The organism is Nocardia sp. NBC_01329 (assembly GCF_035956715.1).
Taxonomy (GTDB): domain Bacteria; phylum Actinomycetota; class Actinomycetes; order Mycobacteriales; family Mycobacteriaceae; genus Nocardia.
In genome coordinates this window covers 3,175,256-3,196,040 of the sequence record NZ_CP108381.1, presented here as the reverse complement: position 1 = coordinate 3,196,040, position 20,785 = coordinate 3,175,256, and the positions used below count along the sequence as shown (strand labels likewise).

The window sequence follows — 20,785 nt, the reverse complement described above, 5'->3', positions numbered from 1 at the left end:
CGGCCATGCGAGCTCGGCGGGTTGGCTCTGCGGGCAGTATCGACCGGAGTCCGCTCGGTGCGTGCCACGTGCCGGTTCCGGAGCCGGGGCCCGGTGAGCTGCTGGCCCGGGTACTGGCGTGCGGTGTGTGCCGGACCGACCTCCATGTGGTGGAGGGCGACCTACCGGTCCATCGCCGGCATGTCGTACCCGGCCACGAGATCGTCGCGGAAGTCGTCGATACCGACCACACGGATCACACCGGGTTCGCGGTGGGGGACCGCATCGGGATCCCGTGGCTGCGCCATACCTGCGGAATATGCGAGTTCTGCCGGCGCGGCGCGGAGAACCTGTGCCCCAGCTCGCGCTACACGGGCTGGGATGCCGACGGCGGCTACGCCGAATACGCTACCGTCCCAGCAGAGTTCGCGCTGTCCTTGCCGACCGGCTACGACGACCGCGAGGTGGCACCGCTGCTGTGTGCCGGGATCATCGGCTACCGAGCCCTCGGCCGGGCAGCACTGCCGGACGGGGGCGTGCTCGGCATCTACGGCTTCGGTGGCAGCGCCCATCTCACGGCCCAGGTCGCCCTCGCGCGGGGAGCCCGTGTCCACGTCATGACCAGGGGTGCCGCTGCGCGTGAACTGGCCTCGGCGCTCGGAGTCGCCTCTGTCCAGCGGGCCGCCGACCCGCCGCCGGAACAGCTGGATTCGGCGATCCTCTTCGCGCCGGTGGGTGAGTTGGTGCCCCCCGCGCTGGAGGCGCTCGGCGCTGGAGGCACACTGGCGCTCGCGGGGATTCACCTCACCGATATTCCCCCGCTCGACTACCAGCGCCACCTGTTCCGGGAACGGCAGCTCCGCAGTGTCACCTCCAATACCCGGGTCGATGCGCGTGAATTCATGGCCTTCGCACAAGAGCACCGGTTGCGGGTCACGACACATCCGTACTCGTTGGATCGAGCCGATCGAGCTCTGTCCGATCTGTCGCACGGACGTTTCGATGGGGCCGCGGTCCTGGTGCCCTGAACGGATCCGGGCGCCGCTCGGCGCCGACCGGGTCAGGGCAGACCGTCGTGGAGCCGCAACGGCCTGCCGCACTGACGAATTGCCCGTCAGATTCGCTGCCGGGCGATGATCAGCGGGACGGAAACGCTGTGGAGCACGGCTTGACCGGTCGAGCCGAGCGTCATCCCGGCGAAACCACCACGGCCGTGACTACCGACGACCACGAGTTGCGCACCGTCGGCCTCACGCAGCAGACGCCGCGCGGGCCGCTCCTCGGCAACGACGTGGGTGACGGGTACATCGGGATACCGCTCCCCGTAACCGGCTAGGCTTTCGGCCTGGACCGCGCGGGCTTGCTCCTGCATCTCGGAGCGGGAGACGTATCGGAAGAACTCCGACCACGTGGTGACCGCCACGAGAGCGACCCCGCGTCGGCAGGCCTCCTCGAAAGCGATCTCGACAGCCTCCGCACCGCGCGCAGAGCCGTCCACTCCGACGACCACGGGCAAGCCGGCGCGTTCGTCCTCGTGCTCAGCGTAAGTTTCCGGGATGACCGCGACCGGGCAGTGCGCATGCCGGGCCAGCGCCGTGCTGACCGATCCCAGAAGCCCCCGCCCCAGGGCGCCGTACCCGTGCGTTCCGACGACCACCATCCGGGCGTCGCGGGATCGCTCGATCAGTGTCGGCGCGGGCGCCGGATCGACGACGACTGTGCTGATCTCCACTTCGCCGGTGATTTCACGGGCGAGCTTCTCGCCGGCGGCGCAGACGGCCTCGCCGTCGGCCCGCATCGCTTGATTGTCGAAGGCCACGACACCGAGCCCCGGCCCGAAATCGATCGGTGCGCCGACGGCGTAGACCAGGTTCAACGGGGCGCCGTACCGGGCGGCTGCTCGTGCGGCCCAGCGCAGGGCTCCGAGAGAAACGGACGAACCGTCGATACCTGCTACGACGGCTGGTTCGGTGTGTGTGCTCACTGGCGCGAATTCCTCCCGCTCGCCGGCTCGAGAAGCCGCGACGCGTCCGCTCGCGGCTTCCGGGCCGTTCCGGCTGGTGCCGATGAGTGCGACGTTAGAAGGCCGGCGCGATCATGGATGCGGACCTTGGTCCCGGGTCCAGGAGTCCAAAGTCGTATTCCCGCCGGGCCGGACCGGCCGGAGCCGAAATACCGTCGGCAGGGACTTTCGGCACTCCCGCCGGCGCGGGCGGGTGCGGGACGATACGTGCGAACAGGTCTGCGGATGACCGCCCACGGCCTGCGGTGATCCCGCAGCGTTCAGCGCCGGGACATCGGACGGCGGAGGAGGAGGTCGAATGCTCCAGCACGGTCCGGAGGTGGACCCGGTGCCGGCGGCCCACGAGCCGGCGCCGCAGATCGACACCCGCCGATACGACGCGGTGATCTTCGATATGGACGGCGTGGTGACCGACAGTGCCTCGATACACGCTGCCGCCTGGACTGCGACATTCGACGGCTTTCTGGCGGCGAGACCGCCCGGCACCAGTGAGGATCGGTCGCCGTTCACCGAGGCGGACTACCTGAAATACGTGGACGGTAAACCCCGCTACTCCGGCGTCGAGGATTTTCTGGCTACCCGGCATATCCAGCTGCCGCGCGGCGATCCGGCCGATCCGGATTCGGCCGCGACCATCTGTGGATTGGGCAATCGGAAAGACGATCTCTTCCGGGAGATTCTCGCCCGCGACGGGGTGGCGGCATTCGATTCGACCGTCGCCTTGGTGCGCCGCCTCCGTTTCCAGGGAATACGTACGGGGGTGTTCTCGGCCAGCCGGCACTGCGCGCAGGTACTCGCGGCCGCCGGTATCGCTCGTCTCTTCGAGGTCCGGGTCGACGGGGTGGACGCGGCGGAGCTGGGACTGCCGGGTAAGCCCGATCCCGCGATGCTGTGTGAGGTGGTATCGCGCCTGGACGTCGCTCCGGCCCGGGCGGTGGTCGTCGAGGATGCCGAGGCGGGAGTGGCAGCCGGACGAGCCGGAGGTTTCGCGCTGGTCATCGGAATCGAGCGGACCGGTCGCGGCGGTCGGCTGGTGGCTGCGGGTGCCGACGCGGCCGTCGACGACGCGGTGCGGATAGGGGTACGGGGAGGTTTCCGCCGTATCGGGGAGGTGCCGGACGCGTTCGAGTTCTGGCCCCGGGTCACCGACCTGCTGGGCATCGAGAAGCCCGCTGTGCTCATGGATTTCGACGGAACCCTGGCCGAGATCGTCACCGACCCGGCTGTCGCCGAGATGGTGGAGGGCGTGGCGACCGCCCTCACGGAACTGGCCGAACGCTGCCCGGTCGCGGTGATCAGCGGCCGGGGTCTGGACGACCTCCGCGAACGAATGCCGGTACCCGGGGTCTGGCTCGCCGGTAGTCACGGGTTCGAATTGATGGCCCCCGACGGTACCCGGCATGTGCACGATGTGGTGCCCGGCGCCGAAACAGCCCTGGCCGATGCCGCCGAACTCCTGAGGTCGCGACTGCGTGACACCCCGGGTGTAATGGTCGAGCACAAGCGCTTCGCGGTCGCCGTGCACTTCCGCACCGCCGGCGCCGAGGCAGCCGAACAGGTGATGTCCACGGTGCGCGACACCGGGCGTGCCGCCGGCCTGCGGGTGAGCACCGGTCGCAAAGTCGTCGAGCTGCGGCCGGACGTCGACTGGGACAAAGGCGACGCGGTGCGCTGGATCCTGCGGCATCTCGATGGCGCCGCCCTTCCGGTATATCTCGGGGACGATGTGACCGACGAGGACGCCTTCGACGCGATCGAGCCGGTCGGGCTCGCCCTGGTCGTGCACGATGCGGAGAACACCGACAGGTATACCGCCGCCCGCTACTCGCTGGCCGGGCCACGCCGGGTCGGTAGCTTCCTGAACCGACTGGTGCATCTCGTGCGCGCCGCGCCGGCCGGCACCGAGGCGGAGACCTGGTCGCTGGTCTACGAGGGCTACGAGCCGGAGCGGGAGAAGCTCCGGGAAGCGTTGTGCACCCTGGGCAACGGCTACTTCGCCACCCGCGGCGCGGCGCCGGAATGCCGAGCAGGCGAATCGCACTATCCCGGAACCTACGTCGCCGGCCTCTACAACCGGCTCCGCGACCGGGTGGCGGGGCAGGAGATCGACAACGAGAGCCTGGTGAATGTGCCGAACTGGCTACCGGTCACCTTCCGGATATCCGACGGCGACTGGTTCGAACTCGACACCGCGGAACTGCTGGACTACCACCAGCGATTGGATATCCGCCGCGCCGAGCTGACCCGGCGGTTCCGGTTCCGCGACGACACCGGGCGGATCACCAGAGTGGAGCAGCGGCGTTTCGTCGCCGTACACCGGCCCCACCTGGCCGCACTCGTCACCACGATCACCGCCGAGAACTGGACCGGTGCGCTGTACCTCCGATCGACCGTGGACGGATCGGTGACCAACAGCCTCGTCGAGCGTTACCGCGAGCTGTCCGGCACCCATCTGGGTGCGGTGCGAACAACCCGCCTGTCCGGCAACTCGGCGCTCCTGGCGACACAGACCAACAATTCACTGGTACCGATAACCGTCGCGATCCGCAATATCCTGCGATCTGGCAGGGCCGCGGCGCCGGAGACCGTATGTGGGGAACGATCTATCGGCCACGAGTTCACCGTCGAAGCCCGCGAAGGTGATCCGGTCGTCCTGGAGAAAACGGTGGTGGTGCGCACAGGTCGTGATCACGCCTCGGCCGGCCCCGATGACGAGGCAGCACGAGGGCTGGAGACTGCGCAGGACTACGAAACCCTATTCGCCGGACACGCCGCTGCTTGGGATCGGATCTGGGGACGTATGCGCATCGACCTCGACGACCACGGCTCGGTCCGAACCCTGCGCCTGCATCTCCTCCATCTGCTCCAGACACTGTCGCCGAACACTGCCGACCTGGACGCCGGAGTGCCCGCGCGCGGCCTGCACGGTGAGGCCTATCGCGGCCATGTCTTCTGGGACGAGCTGTTCGTGCTGCCCGTCCTGACTCCACGATTTCCGGGGCTGACCCGGTCGCTGCTGCGTTACCGGTACCGGCGCCTACCCGAAGCCCGCCGGGCAGCCGCCGCGGCCGGGCTCGTCGGAGCGATGTTTCCCTGGCAGTCCGGAAGCGACGGGCGCGAGGAGAGCCAGCAGCTCCACCTCAATCCGCTGTCGGGCCGGTGGAATCCGGACCCGAGCCGGCGCGCGCATCACGTGGGTGCCGCCGTCGCCTACACCGTCTGGCAGTACTACCAGACGACCGGCGACCTGGAGTACCTCACCGAGCGCGGCGCCGAGCTGCTGGTGGAAACAGCCCGGTTCTGGGCGGCGCTGGCCGATTTCGATGCACGGCTCGATCGCTATGTACTCACCGGTGTGATCGGTCCGGACGAATTCCACGCCGGTTACCCGGACGCACCGGGAGCGGGCGTCGACAACAATGCCTACACCAATGTCATGGCAGCCTGGACGATCCACTGCGCACTCGAAGCGCTCGAGGTGATCGCACCCCGCGCTCGCGCCGAACTGCTCGAGCGCCTCGGGGTGGCTTCCGGGGAACTACCGCGTTGGCGCGAGGTCGCCCACCGGATGTACGTGCCCTTCCACGACGGTGTCATCAGTCAGTTCGAGGGCTACGACCGGCTACAGGAACTGGACTGGGACCACTACCGACGCCGTTACGGCGATATCCAGCGGCTGGACCGGATCCTGGACGCCGAGGGCGACGATATCTGCCGATACCGCGCGGGAAAACAAGCCGACGTGCTCATGCTGTTCTACCTGTTCTCGGCAGACGAACTGCGCGAACTGTTCGCGCGCCTCGGCTACGAGTTACCGGGGGAGATGATCCCCCGGACGATCGACTACTACCTGATCCGGACATCGCACGGTTCGACCTTGAGCGCCCTCGTGCATTCCTGGGTGCTCGCCCGCGCCAACCGGGAACGCGCCCTGGAATTCTTCGCGCGGGTGGTCGAATCCGATGTGGGCGATATCCAGGGTGGTACCACCAGCGAAGGAATCCACCTTGCCGCGATGGCGGGCAGCGTCGACCTGCTCCAGCGTTGCTTCACCGGGCTGGAGGTGCGCGGTGACCGGCTCATCTTCTGCCCCTACTGGCCGAAAACGCTGGGAACGCTGTCGTTTCCCATGCTGTATCGGGGCCATCGGCTGATGGTGCGAGTCGGCGGCAGGATGGTCGAGATCGGTTCCGAACCCGGCGACGCACCGCCGATCGATATCGTATGCCGGGGCCAGGCGGTACGCCTGTCGCCGGGGGACACCGTTCGCCTGGAGGATCGTCGGGCCCCGGCGACGGATGCGTAGCGAACACTCCCGGCCGGAACAGCTCGCTACCGTCAAGTGCGCGTCGTCCGGTAGTGCTTCGAGGAGAAATGGTTCGTGACGATCTCCTCCTCGGCGCGTAACTCCGCGCTCGTCACCACGCGGGCGTCGGGACCGGGAAACGTGAGTGCGCGGCTCCCGGTATCGGTCCAGTGCACGAGGTACGGCGGCGCGCCGTCGGTGCCGTGGACTTCTTCGATCAGTCCGCGGCGAACAGAGCCACCGAGTGCGCGTCCTTCGACGATCAGCCAATCCCCGACCTGGGCTCGCATCGCAACTCCGCCTCCTCCGGCTCGTTCCGGTCGCGCGGGGCACGCTTCTGCCGTCGCCTCCCGCGGATCGCGCGTGTCTTCGCGCGGGTTCCGTGGCCTTCCTCAAGGCTCTGGCTCCGCAGCCTTCCTCAAGGCTCGACCACGGAAGCGTGTTCCACGAGGTCCGATCGTCGTCACACCATAGGTACTTGGTCCTATTCGGCGTATAGGCGAAGAGCGATGTGGCTCGGCGAGCGGCGCACCGGTGCCGTCACCGACGAATGTCGGGGACTTCCGTCCTTCGGTGAGTGGCCGCCCGGCGGTGGATGCGGCGACGTCGGACCCTGGCCCGGACGCAGCGTGACACGGTGGAATCGGTAGGTCCATATATCCGGCGTCATCAAAGGAGACATCATGGGACTGCTCCCCGCTCACCGTGAGCCACTGCTTCCGGAACTGCACGATCTGTGGAACACATTCGCCCCGACCGGTCTCGGGCCGATGTTCAGCGGGCACCTGCTACGTGTCGAGGACTCGGTCGAAGACGGTCGATACACCGTTCGCACGGAGATTCCCGGCGTCGATCCGAAGAAGGATATCGACGTGAGCGTCCAGGGACGCCAGCTGGTGATCAAGGCCGAACGATCGGAAAAGAAAGCCGAGAACGGCCATTCCGAGTTCAGCTACGGTTCGTTCTACCGCACCGTCGCGCTGCCCCAGAACGCGGAAACGGACAAGATCGAAGCCGACTACGCTCAGGGCATCCTCACTGTCGGCGTCCCCCTGCGGGAACCGCAGGAGACCGCCAAGAAGATCGAGGTCACCACCGCCGACTGAGCAGAGGGCGCCGATGCGGACGCCGGTGCCCGGCTCGGGAGCCGCTCAGCGGGAGAACGTCACGTGGATCGTGCCACTCGATGCGACCTCGCTGTCGACCTTGTAGCCTTCCTCCAGCTCGCGCAGGTCGTCCCACAACCGGACGCCGAGGACACGCTCCCGAAAAGTCCTGGTTGCCGCGTAGGCCGCGACCAGGCGGTTCCAATCCTTGCCCATCGGATCGTCGGGCGTCTGATCGGTGGTGGTCGCGTACCCGTCCAGAGAGATGTTCAGATCGACCCGGACCTTGCCCATGCACTACTCCTTCAACTGGTTGTAAAATGCAATCACAAAAGTAAGTGGGGCCCCCTACCGCGTCAAGGAGAAGTTGTGGAACCGAGATCGGGATGTGCGATCAACGCCGCGGTCGAAGCGCTCGGTGATCACTGGTCGGTACTGGTGTTGCGGGATGTGATCTTCGGGGATCGTCGGTACTTCCGGGACTGCTGAACGGATCGATCGAGGGCATCGCCTCGAACATCCTCAGCGACCGGCTCAAGAAGCTCGTCGCCGCAGGCATTTTGACCAAGGACGATGCCGCGCGTGGTCAACGCGCCCGCTACAGCCTCACCGAAGCCGGCATCCAGACCCTGCCGATCATCTTCGCGCTCGGGAACTGGGGCCTCGACTGGCGAACGGGAACGCGCGAGTTGCGGGCCCGCCAGGAACTCATGCGCGCGGAAGGGATGCCGTTCATCGAAGACCTCATGCAGGACCTGCGCACCCGGCATCTCGATGCCGTGCCGGTCGGGAACGGGGCCCGGGTCCGCTCGAACGGCTTGCCGCAGCGTATGACGCGGTCACCGGCGTCACCGGCGACCAGGGGCTCCAACGTCCCGCCGGCACCCGCGGCGGAACGGGCCGAAGGTGAACAGCTACCAACGACGACAACAGCTCACAGGCCACTGGGGTAACTCTCCGGTACAGTGCCCCGGCCGCCCCGGCCGCCCCGGCCGCCCCGGCTGTCCGATGCCAGTGGCTGCAGCGCGGTCGTGGTGTCGATATGGATGAGGGCATCGAACTGCCGGGCCGTGCGAGCGTGGAAGTAGTGGCTCTGTCGCTCGGTGCCGGGGCTGTACACGACACCGATGGCGCGCTGTATCCGGGGCGTGTCGAGCACTCCGGCGGCTGTTCCGGCTGTATCGAGCCGGAGCAGGAACTCCGGCCTCCCGGTATCGCGCAACAGGCATTCGAGGCTGGACGGCAGCGGGTCACGAACGGTTTCACGCAGCGCGGGACCACCCCAGGCGCGGGCCGCGGTGACGGTGCCCGAGCTGGTACTGAAACCGATGGTCCGGCATCGGTCGCCGTGCCGTTCGCGGACCAATTGGCCGATAGTGACCTGGCCTTCGGCGCCCAGTTCGGTGGCGCGCGCGTCGCCGACATGGGAGTTGTGTGCCCACAACACGATGCGTGGTTCGCCGTGGATCCGAGCGTATTCTCCCGGTCGTGCCAGGTGGGTGGCCAGGGCCTCCAAGGTCTGTGCCATATGCCGGTCGCGGAGATTCCACGAGTGCACCCGCCCCGCGAACATCGCACGATAGTAGAGCTCGGCATTGCGGACCGACCAGGCGTTGCGCAGGGCATCGAATTGTTCGTCGTCACCCCGGCCGTGTGACATCGTGGCGGTGAGCAGTCCGCGCTGCAGTTCGACCAGTTGATCGACGACTTCTCTTTCGCAGGACTCGCCGGCGCCGAACGCCGCGGCGAAACCGTAGGCCTCGGCGTCGTCCCCGCTCACCTGGTCGAAGCACGAGTAGCGCGCCGCAGCCCGCCGTGCCGCGCGTGGGTCGACCTTCTCGAGGTAGCGCACCACTTCGCGCATCGAACGGTGCAGGCTGTACAGATCGAGTCCGTAGAACCCGGATTCGGAGACGCCGGCTTCGCGGCACAGGGCGTTGTGGGCATGCATCCATTCGACGAAGTCCCGGACGACTGTGTTGCGCCACATCCACGCCGGAAAGCGTTCGAAGCCGGCCAAAGCCTCGTCGGCATCGCGGTCGTTGCCGTGCCCCCGTACATATCGGTCGACCCGGTGGGCATCGGGCCAGTCGGCTTCGGCCGCCACCGCGGTGAACCCGCGCTGCTCGATGAGCCATTTGGTGATCTCCGCGCGCGCCGAGTAGAACTCGTGGGTACCGTGCGAGCTCTCTCCGATGAGCACGAACCGGGCATCGCCGACCAGATCATCGAGTACCTCCCAAGGCGGTACCCCGGCCGGGGCATCGATGGCCGCATCGCGCAGTACCGCCGCATCCGAAGCAGGGCGCCGGGGTGCGTCGCTCGTGGGGGCGGCCATCAATTCCGCGACTTCTTCGTCGGTGACCTGGGTGAAATCCCAATACGATTCGCCGACGGCCCGGAACGGTGAGGGCATGGTCGCACAGACCAATTCGTCGACCGCGGCGCCGAGTTCGCGGCAGGTGGATTCGGGTGCGGCGGCGACGGCGACGACGATCTGTTTCGGTTCCGCGTCGCGGATCGCCTCGACGGCGGCGAACATGCTCGCGCCGGTCGCGAGCCCGTCATCGACGAGGATCACTGTGCGGCCGGCCACCTCGAGCGGCCCCCGCCCGCTGCGGTAGGCCGCCTCACGCCGGGCCAGCTCCGCCGCCTCATCACGTGCTATTTCCCGAACCTGAGCTGCGGAGAGTCGCAGGGCGCGTACGACATCGTCGTTGAGCACGATACGACCGTCGGAGGCCAGCGCGCCGATGGCGAATTCCGGGTTGTCGGGCGCACCGAGTTTGCGCACGATCATCGCATCCATCGGCGCTCCCAGCGCGGCGGCGATCTCCCACGCGACCGGCAAACCACCCCGCGCCAAGCCCAGCACCACAACGTCGGGGTCGCCGCGATAATGCTCCAGCAACCGGGCCAGTGCCCGTCCCGCTTCGCGACGGTCCTGGAAGATGCCCGGCCGCGTTGCTCCCGTCTCCGGTGCCGACATGATGTTCTCCTCCCGCTTCATCGGGTGATGCGCTCGTCTCGCCGGTGGGCCTCGGCCGATTCCGCGCATGGTTGGGCCATCCGACCTGCTGGTGTGGTCTCACGGTCGGCTGCGCGCACGGCAGCCGGTCCCATCCGCCGGCCGGGCGACACTGTGGACTGCAGCATGCTCAGCCCACTTCCGTGGCGGGCTGATCGACCAGCCCCTCGGCCAACAGGATGCGGTGCGCCGACTGTGCCGCCGCGGCAACCCGTCGCTCGTCCGGGGGCAGTGCTGGCAGCTGCTCGAGTCCACGGGCCAACACCGCTACCGCCTCGCCAAGGACTCGGAGCTGCTGGGCGAGATCGTGGTTCCGGTCGGGTGCGTATCGCTGGGCATGCGCTCGAGGTGAGGCGTGCGCAGTCTCGTGGTCGCCGAGGAAATCACCCCACAGGGCGATGCCGAGGGGGCCGGGCAGCACCGCGAAGATCCGGGTCAGCTGGCCGGGCGCGAAGAGTCGCTCCAGTGCTCGGGTGATCTTCCCGGCGATCGGTACGACCTCGCCGCGCTCGATGCGCGCTTGTTCGGCGAATTGATCGATGAACGCGGCGACACTGTGCCGGACCGGCACTCTGGCGGGCACCCAGCCCTCGTACCACACGCCACGAAGAAGTTCGGGCAGTTGCGCGCTCAGATGGGCAGAGTTGGACACCCCGATCCGGTCGCGGACGGTATGCATCCACGCGCGCAGCGCACGGAAGGCGAATTGCCGGTCCTCGGTGTCCAGTTCGTCGGCGACAGCGTTGAGCCAGGCGTGTGCCGTGTGAACTCCTGCGGCAAGCGGATCATTACGGTGCGCCATGCGGTCGCCTCCTCGCGGCTCGTCCGAGAACACCGGTGGGGTGCATTTCCAGCCTCGATACCCGGCCCGCGCCCGTGCAGGGCCGGAAGTCGCCGAAGGCCGGGGCGATGGTCCTGACCACAGCCGATTGCCCGGATCTCGGGCCCCGGCGGGTCGATGGTCCCTGCGGCAGGGGCCTGTCGACTCTGCTGGATGCGTCCGGAACCGAGCGACACTCGAGTCATGACTCCGATCAGGAAGGTGGCGGTCATCTACGCCACGGAACAGGGATCCACCCGCGATATCGCCGAGTTCGTCGCCGCTGATCTGGCAGACCGTGGCGCCGAGGTGCAATTGAGTGAGGTCGGCCATGCACCTGGCCCCGCGGACTTCGACACCGTGATCCTCGGCAGCGCTATCCACAATATGGAATTCCTGCCTGCGGCCGTGGACTATATCGGCCGTAATCGCGCGGAGCTCGCCGCAACCGATGTCCGCCTTTTCGGTGTCGGGCTCGGCCCGGCGTTACGCGGCCCGGTCGGACGGCGCATCGGGCGGGTCGTCCCCAAGAAGATCGCAGCCCTGCGTGATGCGATACGCGCCCATGACTACCGTTCATTCGCCGGGATCTATGAGCGTCGTGGCGCATCCCGGAAGGCACGTACGCTCTACCGTCTCATGGGCGGTGGCCGCTACGGCGATCTACGGGACTGGTCCGCCATCCAAGGATGGGCCACCGGAATCGGTAACTCGCTGGGCCTGCCCGCGGCAAGCACACACGTTATCCATCCCTGATCTCGGGACGGCGGTGTGCTCGCTAACGGCTTTCGGTGAGGAACTGCGCACAGGATTCGATGGTCGACAGGCGTGGGTAATCGTCTTCGTCGATCCTTCGATGGCTGCCCGCAGCGAGCCGTTCGACGAAGGTGAGGAAGTCGATCGAGTCGAGTTCGAGCGTGCTGCGCAACGGCTGCGACTCTCCCAACTCGGCGAGCTCGGCTTCGGTGGCGAAGCCACTGAGCGAATGTCGGACAAGAGCGACCGCTTCCGCGCGGGAAGCCATTCCAGTGGTCATGGGCACAACTCCTCCGGATGCTGTAGGTGATCGGCGAGGCACCGTAGAAAACGAGCCCCTACGGCCCCGTCACTGGCCCGGTGGTCGGCGGACAGCGTGGCGGTGACCTGTGGGCGGACGCCCACCATTCCGGCGACCGCGCAAGGCTTTTCGGTGACGGCACCGAATCCGACTATCGCGACCTGCGGGACCGGGATCACGCCGAACACCGCATCCGCGCCCAGATCGCCCAGGCTGGTCGCGGTGATGGTGGCCTGTACGGTGTCGCGGGAGCGCAGTCGGCCGGCACGGGTCCGCGCTACCGCGTCGCGCACGGCCTGCATCATCGCGGTCGCGGACAGGTGATCGGCGTCGGAAATGGTCGGCACCAGGATGCCGCCCTCGCGCAGCGACACCACCATGCCCACGTGCACATCGGGTGCGGGGCGGAATTCTTCGTCGAGCCAGAAGCCGTTGAGTTCGGGTACCGCGCGCGCCGCCCGGGCCGCGGCGCACAGCAGCAGCGCCGACGACACGATGCGCTCCGTCACCGGTGCCTGCTCGTTGACTGTCCGCAACCTCCGCATCGCGGCGTCCATATCGACAGTGCTCGACAGATAGTAGTGGGGCACAGTGCGTTTGGACCGGGTCATCGCCGCCGCTATCATCTGGCGGGCAGTGGCGGGGGAGCGCCGGGGGGTTTCCGCGGTCACGTTGTCTCCCGGTACGTTCTGCGGTGGGGGTGGGCGGACACCGTCGGGTGCGGGTTGCCGCTCGGATACGTCGGTAGGGAGGTCTAGTGCGCGTACCGCGTCATCGGGGCCCGAGCCCTGCACACCGCTCAACTCGATATTTGCTGCGGTGGCCAGGCGACGGGCGTACCCCGACGCGCGGCCCGTATACGTCTTCGGTGTGCCCTGGACAGCTTTGTCGCTGGGGACTGTGCTCACCGTGGAGGCAGGATGAGCTGTTCTTCTCTCGGTTTCCGGGCTCGGTACATTCGAGCTTCCGGCGGATTTTATGCGGTTGATATCCGCGCGCACGACGCGGCCCGCGGGACCGGAGCCGTGGACGGTGTCGATATCTATTCCGGCTTCCTCGGCCAGTTTCCTGATCAGTGGAGTGGCATGTAGGTCGTGCCCGGGCTTCTCACCGGTCCCGCCACCGCCCGGCGGTGAGATCTCACGGCCACCGGATATCGCCTCAGCGGTGTGCGGCGGCAACGGGGCAGGGCCGGTGTGGTCGGCTGCCGGTGTGGTGGCTGCATCCCGGTGGCTATCTGCCGGGGTGTCTTCCGGCGCGGGTTCACCGTCCGTACGTTCGGCAGACGGCGGGGCGCCGACCGACCCTGCGGCGGGTTCGATGGTTGCCAATGGAGTTCCTACCGGAACCGTGGCCCCTTCCGGCACCAGAATCGCTGCGAGGATACCGTCATCGAAGCTCTCCACCTCGATCGCGGCCTTCGTGGTATCGACCTCGGCGACCACATCTCCGATATGCACGACCTGTCCGGGCCGCACATACCAGTGCAGCAGGGTGCCCTCGACCATATCGGCGCCCAGTGACGGCATTCTGAATTCGGTCATCTCAGCTCACCACCTCCTGCACTGCCACGACGACGGCTCCGGCCGAGGGCAGGGCCGCCTCTTCGAGCTGGCGGGCATAGGGGATCGGCACCTCGGCGGTGCACACCCGCCGGATCGGTGCGTCCAGGTCGTAGTAGGCGTGCTCCGCGGTGGCCGCGGCGATCTCGGCGGCGATCCCGACCCGGCCCCAGCCCTCGTCGACGGTCACCAGACGATGGGTACGGCTCACGGACTCCACGATCGTGGCCGTATCGAGCGGTCGCAGTGTGCGCAGATCGATCACCTCTGCGTCGACGCCGGTCTCGGCGAGTTGCTCGGCGGCCGCCAGCGCGGTGTGCAGGGTGCCCCCGTAGGCGACGACGGTGGCGTCGTTGCCCGGCCGGGCGACTTCGGCGGTATCGATATCGGTGACGGTATCCGGGCCGCGGGACTCGCCACTGCTGTTGTACAGCGCGATCGGTTCGAATATCACCACCGGGTCGGGATCCTGCAGGGCGGGCCACAGCATGCCCCGGGCGTCGGCCACGGTTGCCGCGGACAGTACGCGTAGGCCGGGCAGGTGAGCGTAGAAGGATTCGAGACTGTGCGAATGCTGCGCCGCGAGCTGGCGGCCGGCTCCGGTGGCCATCCGGATCACCAGCGGCACATCGAGTTGCCCGCCCGACATATGGCGCAGGGTGGCGGCGTTGTTGAGGATCTGGTCCAGGGCGAGCAGGCTGAAGTTGCCCGTCATGATCTCCACGATCGGGCGCCGGCCGGCGATCGCCGCCCCGATGCCCGCACCGACGAATGCCGATTCGCTCAACGGAGTATCCCGGATACGGCGCGGCCCGTAGTCGTCGAGAAGGCCGCGGCTGACGCCGAAGCACCCGCCGTAGGCGCCCACGTCCTCGCCCATCAGGAAGACCCGCTCATCGCGGTCCAGGGCTTCACGCAGCGCGTCTGTCAAGGCCTGCCGATAGGTGGTGGTCATTGCCGCTCCGCGTACACATGACGGGTCAGGTCGGCGACGGGTTCCAGTGGAGCGGCCTCGGCCTCGACGATGGCGGCGTCGATCTCGGCGTCGATCGCTGTTTCGATCTCGGCGTATCCGCGGTCGTCGATGATCTCGGCGTTCCGCAGTTGCCCGTACAGGCGTTCGATCGGATCGCGGGCCTTCCACTGCTCGATCTCGGCTTTGTCGCGGTAGCGGTCGGCGTCGTAGAGCGAATGAGCACGGAAGCGGTAGGTGCGGAATTCCAGGAAACAGGGCCCGCCACCGCCCCGGATCGACTGCACAGCGCGGCGTGCCGCCTCGGCGACCGCCTCGGCGTCCATACCGTCGACGGGCCACGATGCCATCCCGTAGCCTGCTGCGCGGAGCGCCAGATCGGTGGCGGCGTGTTCCCGGCGCAGTGCGGTGCCCATCGCGTATTGGTTGTTCTCGCAGGCGAAGAGCACCGGTAGGTGCCAGAGGGCGGCGAGGTTCGCGCACTCGTGGAACTCGCCTTCGGCGAACGCACCATCACCGAACAGGCATACGGTGATGTGGGGTGTATCGGTGAGCACATCGGCCAGCGCGAGACCGAGTGCCGGCGGCAGACCGCCGGCGACGATGGCGTTCCCGCCATAGAACCGCCGCTGGGCGTCGAACAAGTGCATGGAACCGCCGCGGCCGCCACTGCATCCGGTACTGCGCCCGAACATTTCCGCCATCAGGGCGGTCATCGGGATGCCGCGCGCGAGCGCGTGCCCGTGGTCGCGATAGGTCGAGACCACCGCGTCCTGCGCGTCGATCTCACTCAGGAGACCCGCCGCCACGGCCTCCTCGCCGATGTAGAGATGCAGGAATCCCCTGATCTTCTCGGTGCTGTAGAGCTGGATGCAGCGCTCTTCGAAACGCCGGATACGCATCATCTGACGCAGGAGTTCGATCCGGCGGCCGGGGTCGGTACGACCGGGGACCGCACCAGCCGGGGATTCGGTCATGGTCATGGCGGAGCCTCCAAAGTCGACACGTCACCTTCGGGCAATCCGAGTTCGCGGGCCCGCAACAGCCGCCGCATCACCTTGCCGCTGCGTGTGTGCGGGAGGCTTTCGACGAAGACGATCTCCTTGGCGGCGACCGCGCCCAGGGCGCGGCGGCCGAAGGCGAGCAACTCGTCGTGCAACTGCTCGGAGCCGCTATAGCCGGGGCGCAGCAGGACGAAAGCCTTGACGAGCTGCCCGGCGACCGGGTCCGGGGTGCCGATGACACCGGCCTCGGCGACGGCCGGGTGCGCCATCAGCGCGCTTTCCACTTCGAACGGTCCGACCAGGTGTCCGGCGGACTTGATGACATCGTCGGCGCGCCCGATGAACCAGTAGTAGCCGTCGGCGTCACGGCGAGCCAGGTCACCGGACAGATACCAGGGTCCGATGAAGGCTTTGTCGTAGCGCTGTGGCTGCTGCCAGTACTCGCGGAACATCGACGGCCAACCGGTATGCAGCGCCAATTCGCCGATCTCGCCGACGTCGGCGTGCTGAACGCCCCCGCGCGTCAGCGGCCGGCCGTCCGGACCGCGGCGCAGGATCGTGGCATGGATACCGGGCAAGGGCCGCCCCATGGAGCCCGGCCGGACCTGTTCGGCAGCGAAATTGGCGATCATGATGGCGCCGGTCTCGGTCTGCCACCAGTTGTCGTGCACGGGTTTGCCCAAGGCTCGTTCGCCCCACACCACGACTTCGGGGTTGAGTGGTTCACCGACACTGGCGATGAAACGCAGACGCGACAGATCGGTTCCCGGCGGCAGGTCGTGGCCGTGTCGCATCAGCATGCGCAGCGCGGTGGGGGAGGTGTACCAGACCGTGATGCCTTCGGCGGTCAGGATGTCGTACCAGCGTCGGATATCGAACTCGGCCTCGTCGCTGACCAGCGTGGCGCCCAGGCTCAGCGGCGCGATCACGCCATAGGACATACCGGTGACCCAGCCGGGATCGGCGGTGCACCAGAACATATCGCCGCCGCGCAGATCCAAGGCGTAGCGTGCGGTCACCCGATGCGCGAGCACCGCATTGTGCACATGCACCGCGCCTTTCGGTGTGCCGGTGGTGCCGCTGGTGAAATGCAGCAGCGCGGCATCCTCGGGCTCGGTGCGCACAATGGTGTACTCGGGCGAGGCCGCGGCCATGGCCGCACGGAGATCGACGAGGTGATCATCAGTGGCTCCGGCTGTCCCAATATCGGTGATGAGCACATGACGCAATGCGGGCAATCCGTCGCGGATCGGCGCGACCTTGCGCCGATAGTGGGCTCGGCTGGTGACGAGCACTTCTGCTCCGGCCAGAGCCATGCGCTGCCGAACCGGTTCCGGACCGAAAGCGGAGAACAACGGCGAGACGATACATCCGGCCTTCCAGGCACCGAGCGCGGCGATGTACAACTCGGGGCTGCGCCCGAGCAGAGTGCACACCCGGGCGCCGCGACCGACGCCGAGTTCTCGCAGCACACCGGCGAACCGATTACTCGATATCGCCAGATCCGAATAGGAGAAGGTGACCCGGCCGGTGGGGTCGCGCAGCCAGTGCAATGCCGGCGCCCCGGCAAGCGGCGTATCCAGATGGCGGTCGACCGCTTCGTGCGCGATGTTGAGGCCGCCGCCGGGCAGCATCGCCAGCTCCCGGGCCGCGCTGTCCCAATCGAAGTCCACCCGGGCACGACCGTAATCGGTCAGGTTCGCCTGCGCCCGCTGCGCGGCGGACTTCTCGATCGACCCCCAGCGAGTCGTCTCGTACTCCATCATCTGGGGGTCGTTCCGGTCCGCTGTGCGGCGTGCAGATCTGCCATCAGCTTCCCGCAGGCACCGCGCGGAAGCCGGCGGGCGATATCCGCTTCGGAAACGATCCCGACCGGGCGGTCGTGGGAGACGACCGGTACACGATGAAGCCCGTGTCCGCGCAGGGTTGCCACGACGTCGGCGACGTGGCGGTCGGCATCCACGGTGACCACATCGCCGGACGCGACGGTCCCGATTGCTGTCTGCTCCGCGTCCATACCGTCGGCCACGCAGCGCAGCACCAGATCGCGATCGGTGACGATACCGGTGACCGCGCCGGCGTCGTCGAGGACCAATAACGACCCGATATTCGCGGCGCGCATCCGTCGTGCGGCCGTGGCGACCGATTCCTGGGCAGTGAGGCTGTGCACGCCCGTATGCATCAGTGCGCGAGCGGTATCGGCGATGAGCAGATTGCGTACCTCGACGACACCGTCGACAGCCGCGACCAGCGCACCGACCAGACCGATCATGCTCGGCTCCGTCGTGCCCTTCAACGTGACGACACCGTCGTGTACCTCGGCCGAGGCCGCACTGGGCGGCAATTGCAACCCGCGGCGCAGCACTTTGTCCCGGATCGCCGCTGCCAGTTCGGCGTCCGGGCGCAGATACACACCCAGTACGTCTTTGCGGCTCACGATGCCGACCAGGCGCCCGCCGGAATCGATCACCGGAGCACAGTGCAGATCGTGCCGGGCGAGGGTGGCCGCCGCGGCCGACACACTGGTTTCGGACATGATCGTGACCACCGGTGCGCTCATCAACTGCCGTGCGGTGACCGCCTCGCTCTTGCGAGAGAACATCTTCCGCCACACCGCCGACCACACGGTGCCCGGGATCGGGCCACCGAGACGTGCCTGCCGGGCGAGGAGATCGGCTTCGGTCACCATGCCGACGCAATGCCGGTCGGTGTCGAGCACCGGTGCGCCGTTGATCCGATGGTGAGCGAGGGTCTGCACGACATCGTGAAAGGAGGTGTCCATGTCCACGCCGACGACGTCCTCGGTCATCACTTCGGCGACTGTCATATGTCTCATGGCCCGTCTCTTCTCACCGGCCGGCGGTCGCTACGGCAGCGACCGAGGAGCCATTTGCTGCGGCGGATCGCACCCGCTGGGCCAGGTTGTGGAACTGGCGTGCTTGCATGATGAGGTGAGCGGGCTCGCCGAAAAGCGTGTCGAACACCGCGGTGATCGCGCGCGGGGCGTCCCGGCCGACCGTACGGACCACCAATCGCGTCTTGTTGTCGGGTAGTTCGCGCAGGTGAAAGCCCCATACTCCGCGGGCGAAGGCACGCGGGTCGGGTTCCGCGGGGTCGAGCGGGCGACCATCGGGGAGGGCGAAGTCGCTTCGTAGGACCAGGGTCGACGGGTACTCGGCCGCGGCCACGGTGAAAAAGAAGCGGTCGTCGGCGGTCGCCGGGATCCGATCGCCGGTTCGCAGGTCCTGCCACTCTTCGACGACCTCGTTCGTGCTGGGACGGCCTGCGTTGTCCAACTGGTCCCAGCTGTACCAACCGGCACGGTCGGCGCCCATCTGAATCAGCCACGGCCAGACTGCTGCCGGGGGAGCGGGAAGAGTCGTCGCCATGGTCGAGCGCGAACGTGGTCGACCGACGAAGTGGTCGCCGGGATAGCTCGCCGAGATCTCTTCGTCGGTCGCGCCCCAGCGCAGCATGCGACGCCTCAGCAGAAGGGCCGCTCCGGTCGCAGTGACCGCGGTGGCAACGGACAGCAACATCGAGCGCATGGGAGCCTCTCGGGTCGAAATGGTTCGTCATCCCAGTCCACCGACACCGGGTCCGCGCCGGTGAGGGCCGATGGTCCCAGGTATCGGGTCCTTGGTCCCCACTACGCGTCCCGTGCCGCCGGTACCGAGGTCGCGGGGGGTCCGCCGAACAGCCGGGTGATGACATCAGGGTGGCCGGGGTTGGTTCCGGCGGTCACCAGGGTGGCCGAGGCCGCGGCGATACCCAGCTGCATTGTTTCGGTCCGGGACAGCCCCCGGGCGAATCCCACGGTCATGCCCGCGACCATCGCATCTCCGGCACCGACTGCGCTGGCGATCGAAACCGGTGTCGCGGGCAATGCCTCCCACCAGTCCGGCCCCACCGCCAGTGCCCCGTTGGCGCCCAGCGACACCACGACGAACTCGCTGACACCGGCGGCGATCAGTTCACGGGCTGCGGTCACCTGGCTGTCACGGTCGGGTAGTGGACGGGCGGCGTATTCGGCGAGTTCACGCGCGCTCGGTTTCATCAAGAACACGCCGTGGTGAACCCGCCGTAGGGCTTCGCCCGAGGTGTCGAGTACGAACCGGCACCCCAGCTGTGCGACTCGCTCGGCGAGCGTCCGATAGAAGTCGACCGGTACGCCGGGCGGCAGACTTCCGCTGGCCACCACATAGTGCGCGGAGCGTGCCGCGTGCACAGCGGCGTCGAGGCAGTCGTTCCACTCGGGATCGGTCAGGGTCGGCCCGGGCAGGACGAAGCGGAACTGCCGGCCGGAACTGTTCTCCGTAATCGCGAAGCTCTCTCGCGTCGATCCGCCGATCGGGACGACTCGTCGCGGTAGGCCCGCGTCCTCGAGCAATCCCTGCAGCACATCACCCGTGGGTCCACCGGCGGGTAGTACGGCCAGTACCGGCTCACCGAGAGCGAGAACGGTGCGCCCGACATTGATACCGCCGCCGCCCGGATCCATCCGCGGCTGTGCACACCGTATCTTCTCCGTCGACACCACCTGATCGGCGCGGGTGGACAGGTCGATCGTCGGATTCATCGTCACTGTGACAATGGGCGGCACAAGTGGCCTCCTGGAGAGTCGGGTCCAGCGTGTGGCACAAGCCGATTCCACGCCGCGCCCGGCCCACCCCGATAGAGGCGGCGGTCATCGATCACAACGACCCACGTCGACGCCGAAAGGGCCGAAAATCCCTCGACCCGCTCTCGGACACGGTTCCCGGCCCCGATCGCTGCTACGAGAAGCGGCATGTGTCAGCAGATACGGGCTCTACAGGCGCGGCGACTTCACCGCCGATCATCGACCACTGCGTCTCGATTCCGATTCCAGGCCCGGCCACCCGGCCCCGCCCAAGAGAGGTCCTAGGTCCCGGTGGCCCGGGCACGA

The 20,785-nt window shown here is 67.6% G+C and carries 18 protein-coding genes; 5 read left to right on the top strand and 13 right to left on the bottom strand.

Annotated elements, in window-relative coordinates; translation table 11 throughout:
- Positions 1–5: 5 nt before the first annotated feature.
- Positions 6–1,007, top strand: a complete 1,002-nt coding sequence (locus OG405_RS14550) for a zinc-binding alcohol dehydrogenase family protein (RefSeq protein ID WP_327152339.1) — start codon at positions 6–8, stop codon at positions 1,005–1,007.
- An 86-nt stretch (positions 1,008–1,093) separates the two neighbouring features.
- Here the strand turns inward: OG405_RS14550 and OG405_RS14545 are convergent, their stop codons facing one another.
- Complete coding sequence (locus tag OG405_RS14545) at positions 1,094–1,963, bottom strand: universal stress protein (RefSeq protein WP_327152168.1); 870 nt, start codon at positions 1,961–1,963, stop codon at positions 1,094–1,096.
- Between the two features lie 337 nt (positions 1,964–2,300).
- Between OG405_RS14545 and otsB the strand changes: the two genes are divergently transcribed.
- Positions 2,301–6,308, top strand: coding sequence for a trehalose-phosphatase (otsB, locus tag OG405_RS14540; RefSeq protein ID WP_327152167.1), 4,008 nt, complete (start codon positions 2,301–2,303; stop codon positions 6,306–6,308).
- Positions 6,309–6,340: 32 nt separating this feature from the next.
- Here otsB and OG405_RS14535 read toward each other — a convergent pair whose 3' ends face one another.
- Positions 6,341–6,598: a DUF1918 domain-containing protein gene (locus OG405_RS14535; RefSeq protein WP_327152166.1), complete on the bottom strand. Its 258-nt coding sequence runs from the start codon at positions 6,596–6,598 to the stop codon at positions 6,341–6,343.
- Positions 6,599–6,991: 393 nt separating this feature from the next.
- On the opposite strand from OG405_RS14535, the gene OG405_RS14530 reads away from it, so the two are divergent.
- A complete protein-coding gene (locus OG405_RS14530; protein WP_327152165.1) occupies positions 6,992–7,414 on the top strand; it encodes an Hsp20/alpha crystallin family protein in 423 nt (140 codons plus the stop codon).
- 45 nt (positions 7,415–7,459) lie between these two features.
- On the opposite strand, the gene OG405_RS14525 is transcribed toward OG405_RS14530, so the two are convergent.
- Positions 7,460–7,708, bottom strand: coding sequence for a hypothetical protein (locus tag OG405_RS14525; protein ID WP_327152164.1), 249 nt, complete (start codon positions 7,706–7,708; stop codon positions 7,460–7,462).
- 188 nt (positions 7,709–7,896) lie between these two features.
- On the opposite strand from OG405_RS14525, the gene OG405_RS14520 reads away from it, so the two are divergent.
- Entirely contained in the window at positions 7,897–8,367 is a 471-nt protein-coding gene (locus tag OG405_RS14520) for a winged helix-turn-helix transcriptional regulator (protein ID WP_327152338.1), read from the top strand.
- Here the strand turns inward: OG405_RS14520 and OG405_RS14515 are convergent.
- Both OG405_RS14515 and OG405_RS14510 read right to left on the bottom strand, forming a co-directional pair.
- Positions 8,349–10,403, bottom strand: a complete 2,055-nt coding sequence (locus tag OG405_RS14515; RefSeq protein WP_327152163.1) for an erythromycin esterase family protein — start codon at positions 10,401–10,403, stop codon at positions 8,349–8,351. The genes OG405_RS14520 and OG405_RS14515 overlap by 19 nt on opposite strands.
- Before the next feature lie 169 nt (positions 10,404–10,572).
- Complete coding sequence (locus tag OG405_RS14510) at positions 10,573–11,244, bottom strand: DUF2267 domain-containing protein (protein WP_327152162.1); 672 nt, start codon at positions 11,242–11,244, stop codon at positions 10,573–10,575.
- A gap of 222 nt (positions 11,245–11,466) precedes the next feature.
- On the opposite strand from OG405_RS14510, the gene OG405_RS14505 reads away from it, so the two are divergent.
- A complete protein-coding gene (locus tag OG405_RS14505) occupies positions 11,467–12,018 on the top strand; it encodes a flavodoxin domain-containing protein (RefSeq protein WP_327152161.1) in 552 nt (183 codons plus the stop codon).
- 22 nt (positions 12,019–12,040) lie between these two features.
- Here OG405_RS14505 and OG405_RS14500 read toward each other — a convergent pair whose 3' ends face one another.
- From OG405_RS14500 to OG405_RS14465, 8 genes are all read right to left on the bottom strand, one after another.
- A complete protein-coding gene (locus tag OG405_RS14500; RefSeq protein ID WP_327152160.1) occupies positions 12,041–12,298 on the bottom strand; it encodes a hypothetical protein in 258 nt (85 codons plus the stop codon).
- Positions 12,295–13,863 carry a dihydrolipoamide acetyltransferase family protein gene (locus tag OG405_RS14495; protein WP_327152159.1) on the bottom strand — a complete coding sequence of 523 codons (1,569 nt, stop codon included), beginning with the start codon at positions 13,861–13,863 and terminating at the stop codon, positions 12,295–12,297. The genes OG405_RS14500 and OG405_RS14495 overlap by 4 nt, the downstream gene beginning before the upstream one ends.
- A 1-nt stretch (position 13,864) precedes the next feature.
- The gene (locus OG405_RS14490) at positions 13,865–14,836 is read right to left on the bottom strand and encodes an alpha-ketoacid dehydrogenase subunit beta (RefSeq protein ID WP_327152158.1); all 972 of its coding nucleotides are present in this window, start codon (positions 14,834–14,836) and stop codon (positions 13,865–13,867) included.
- Entirely contained in the window at positions 14,833–15,831 is a 999-nt protein-coding gene (gene pdhA, locus OG405_RS14485) for a pyruvate dehydrogenase (acetyl-transferring) E1 component subunit alpha (protein WP_442790756.1), read from the bottom strand. Before pdhA ends, OG405_RS14490 begins: the two co-directional genes overlap by 4 nt.
- 2 nt (positions 15,832–15,833) lie before the next feature.
- Positions 15,834–17,624 carry an acetate--CoA ligase gene (acsA, locus tag OG405_RS14480; protein WP_327152156.1) on the bottom strand — a complete coding sequence of 597 codons (1,791 nt, stop codon included), beginning with the start codon at positions 17,622–17,624 and terminating at the stop codon, positions 15,834–15,836.
- Positions 17,621–18,694, bottom strand: a complete 1,074-nt coding sequence (locus OG405_RS14475; protein ID WP_327152155.1) for a CBS domain-containing protein — start codon at positions 18,692–18,694, stop codon at positions 17,621–17,623. Before OG405_RS14475 ends, acsA begins: the two co-directional genes overlap by 4 nt.
- A 13-nt stretch (positions 18,695–18,707) precedes the next feature.
- Positions 18,708–19,397 (bottom strand): hypothetical protein, encoded by a 690-nt coding sequence (locus OG405_RS14470; protein WP_327152154.1) that lies wholly within the window; start codon positions 19,395–19,397, stop codon positions 18,708–18,710.
- Between the two features lie 110 nt (positions 19,398–19,507).
- Positions 19,508–20,461 carry a 1-phosphofructokinase family hexose kinase gene (locus OG405_RS14465; protein ID WP_327152153.1) on the bottom strand — a complete coding sequence of 318 codons (954 nt, stop codon included), beginning with the start codon at positions 20,459–20,461 and terminating at the stop codon, positions 19,508–19,510.
- Between the last annotated feature and the right edge of the window lie 324 nt (positions 20,462–20,785).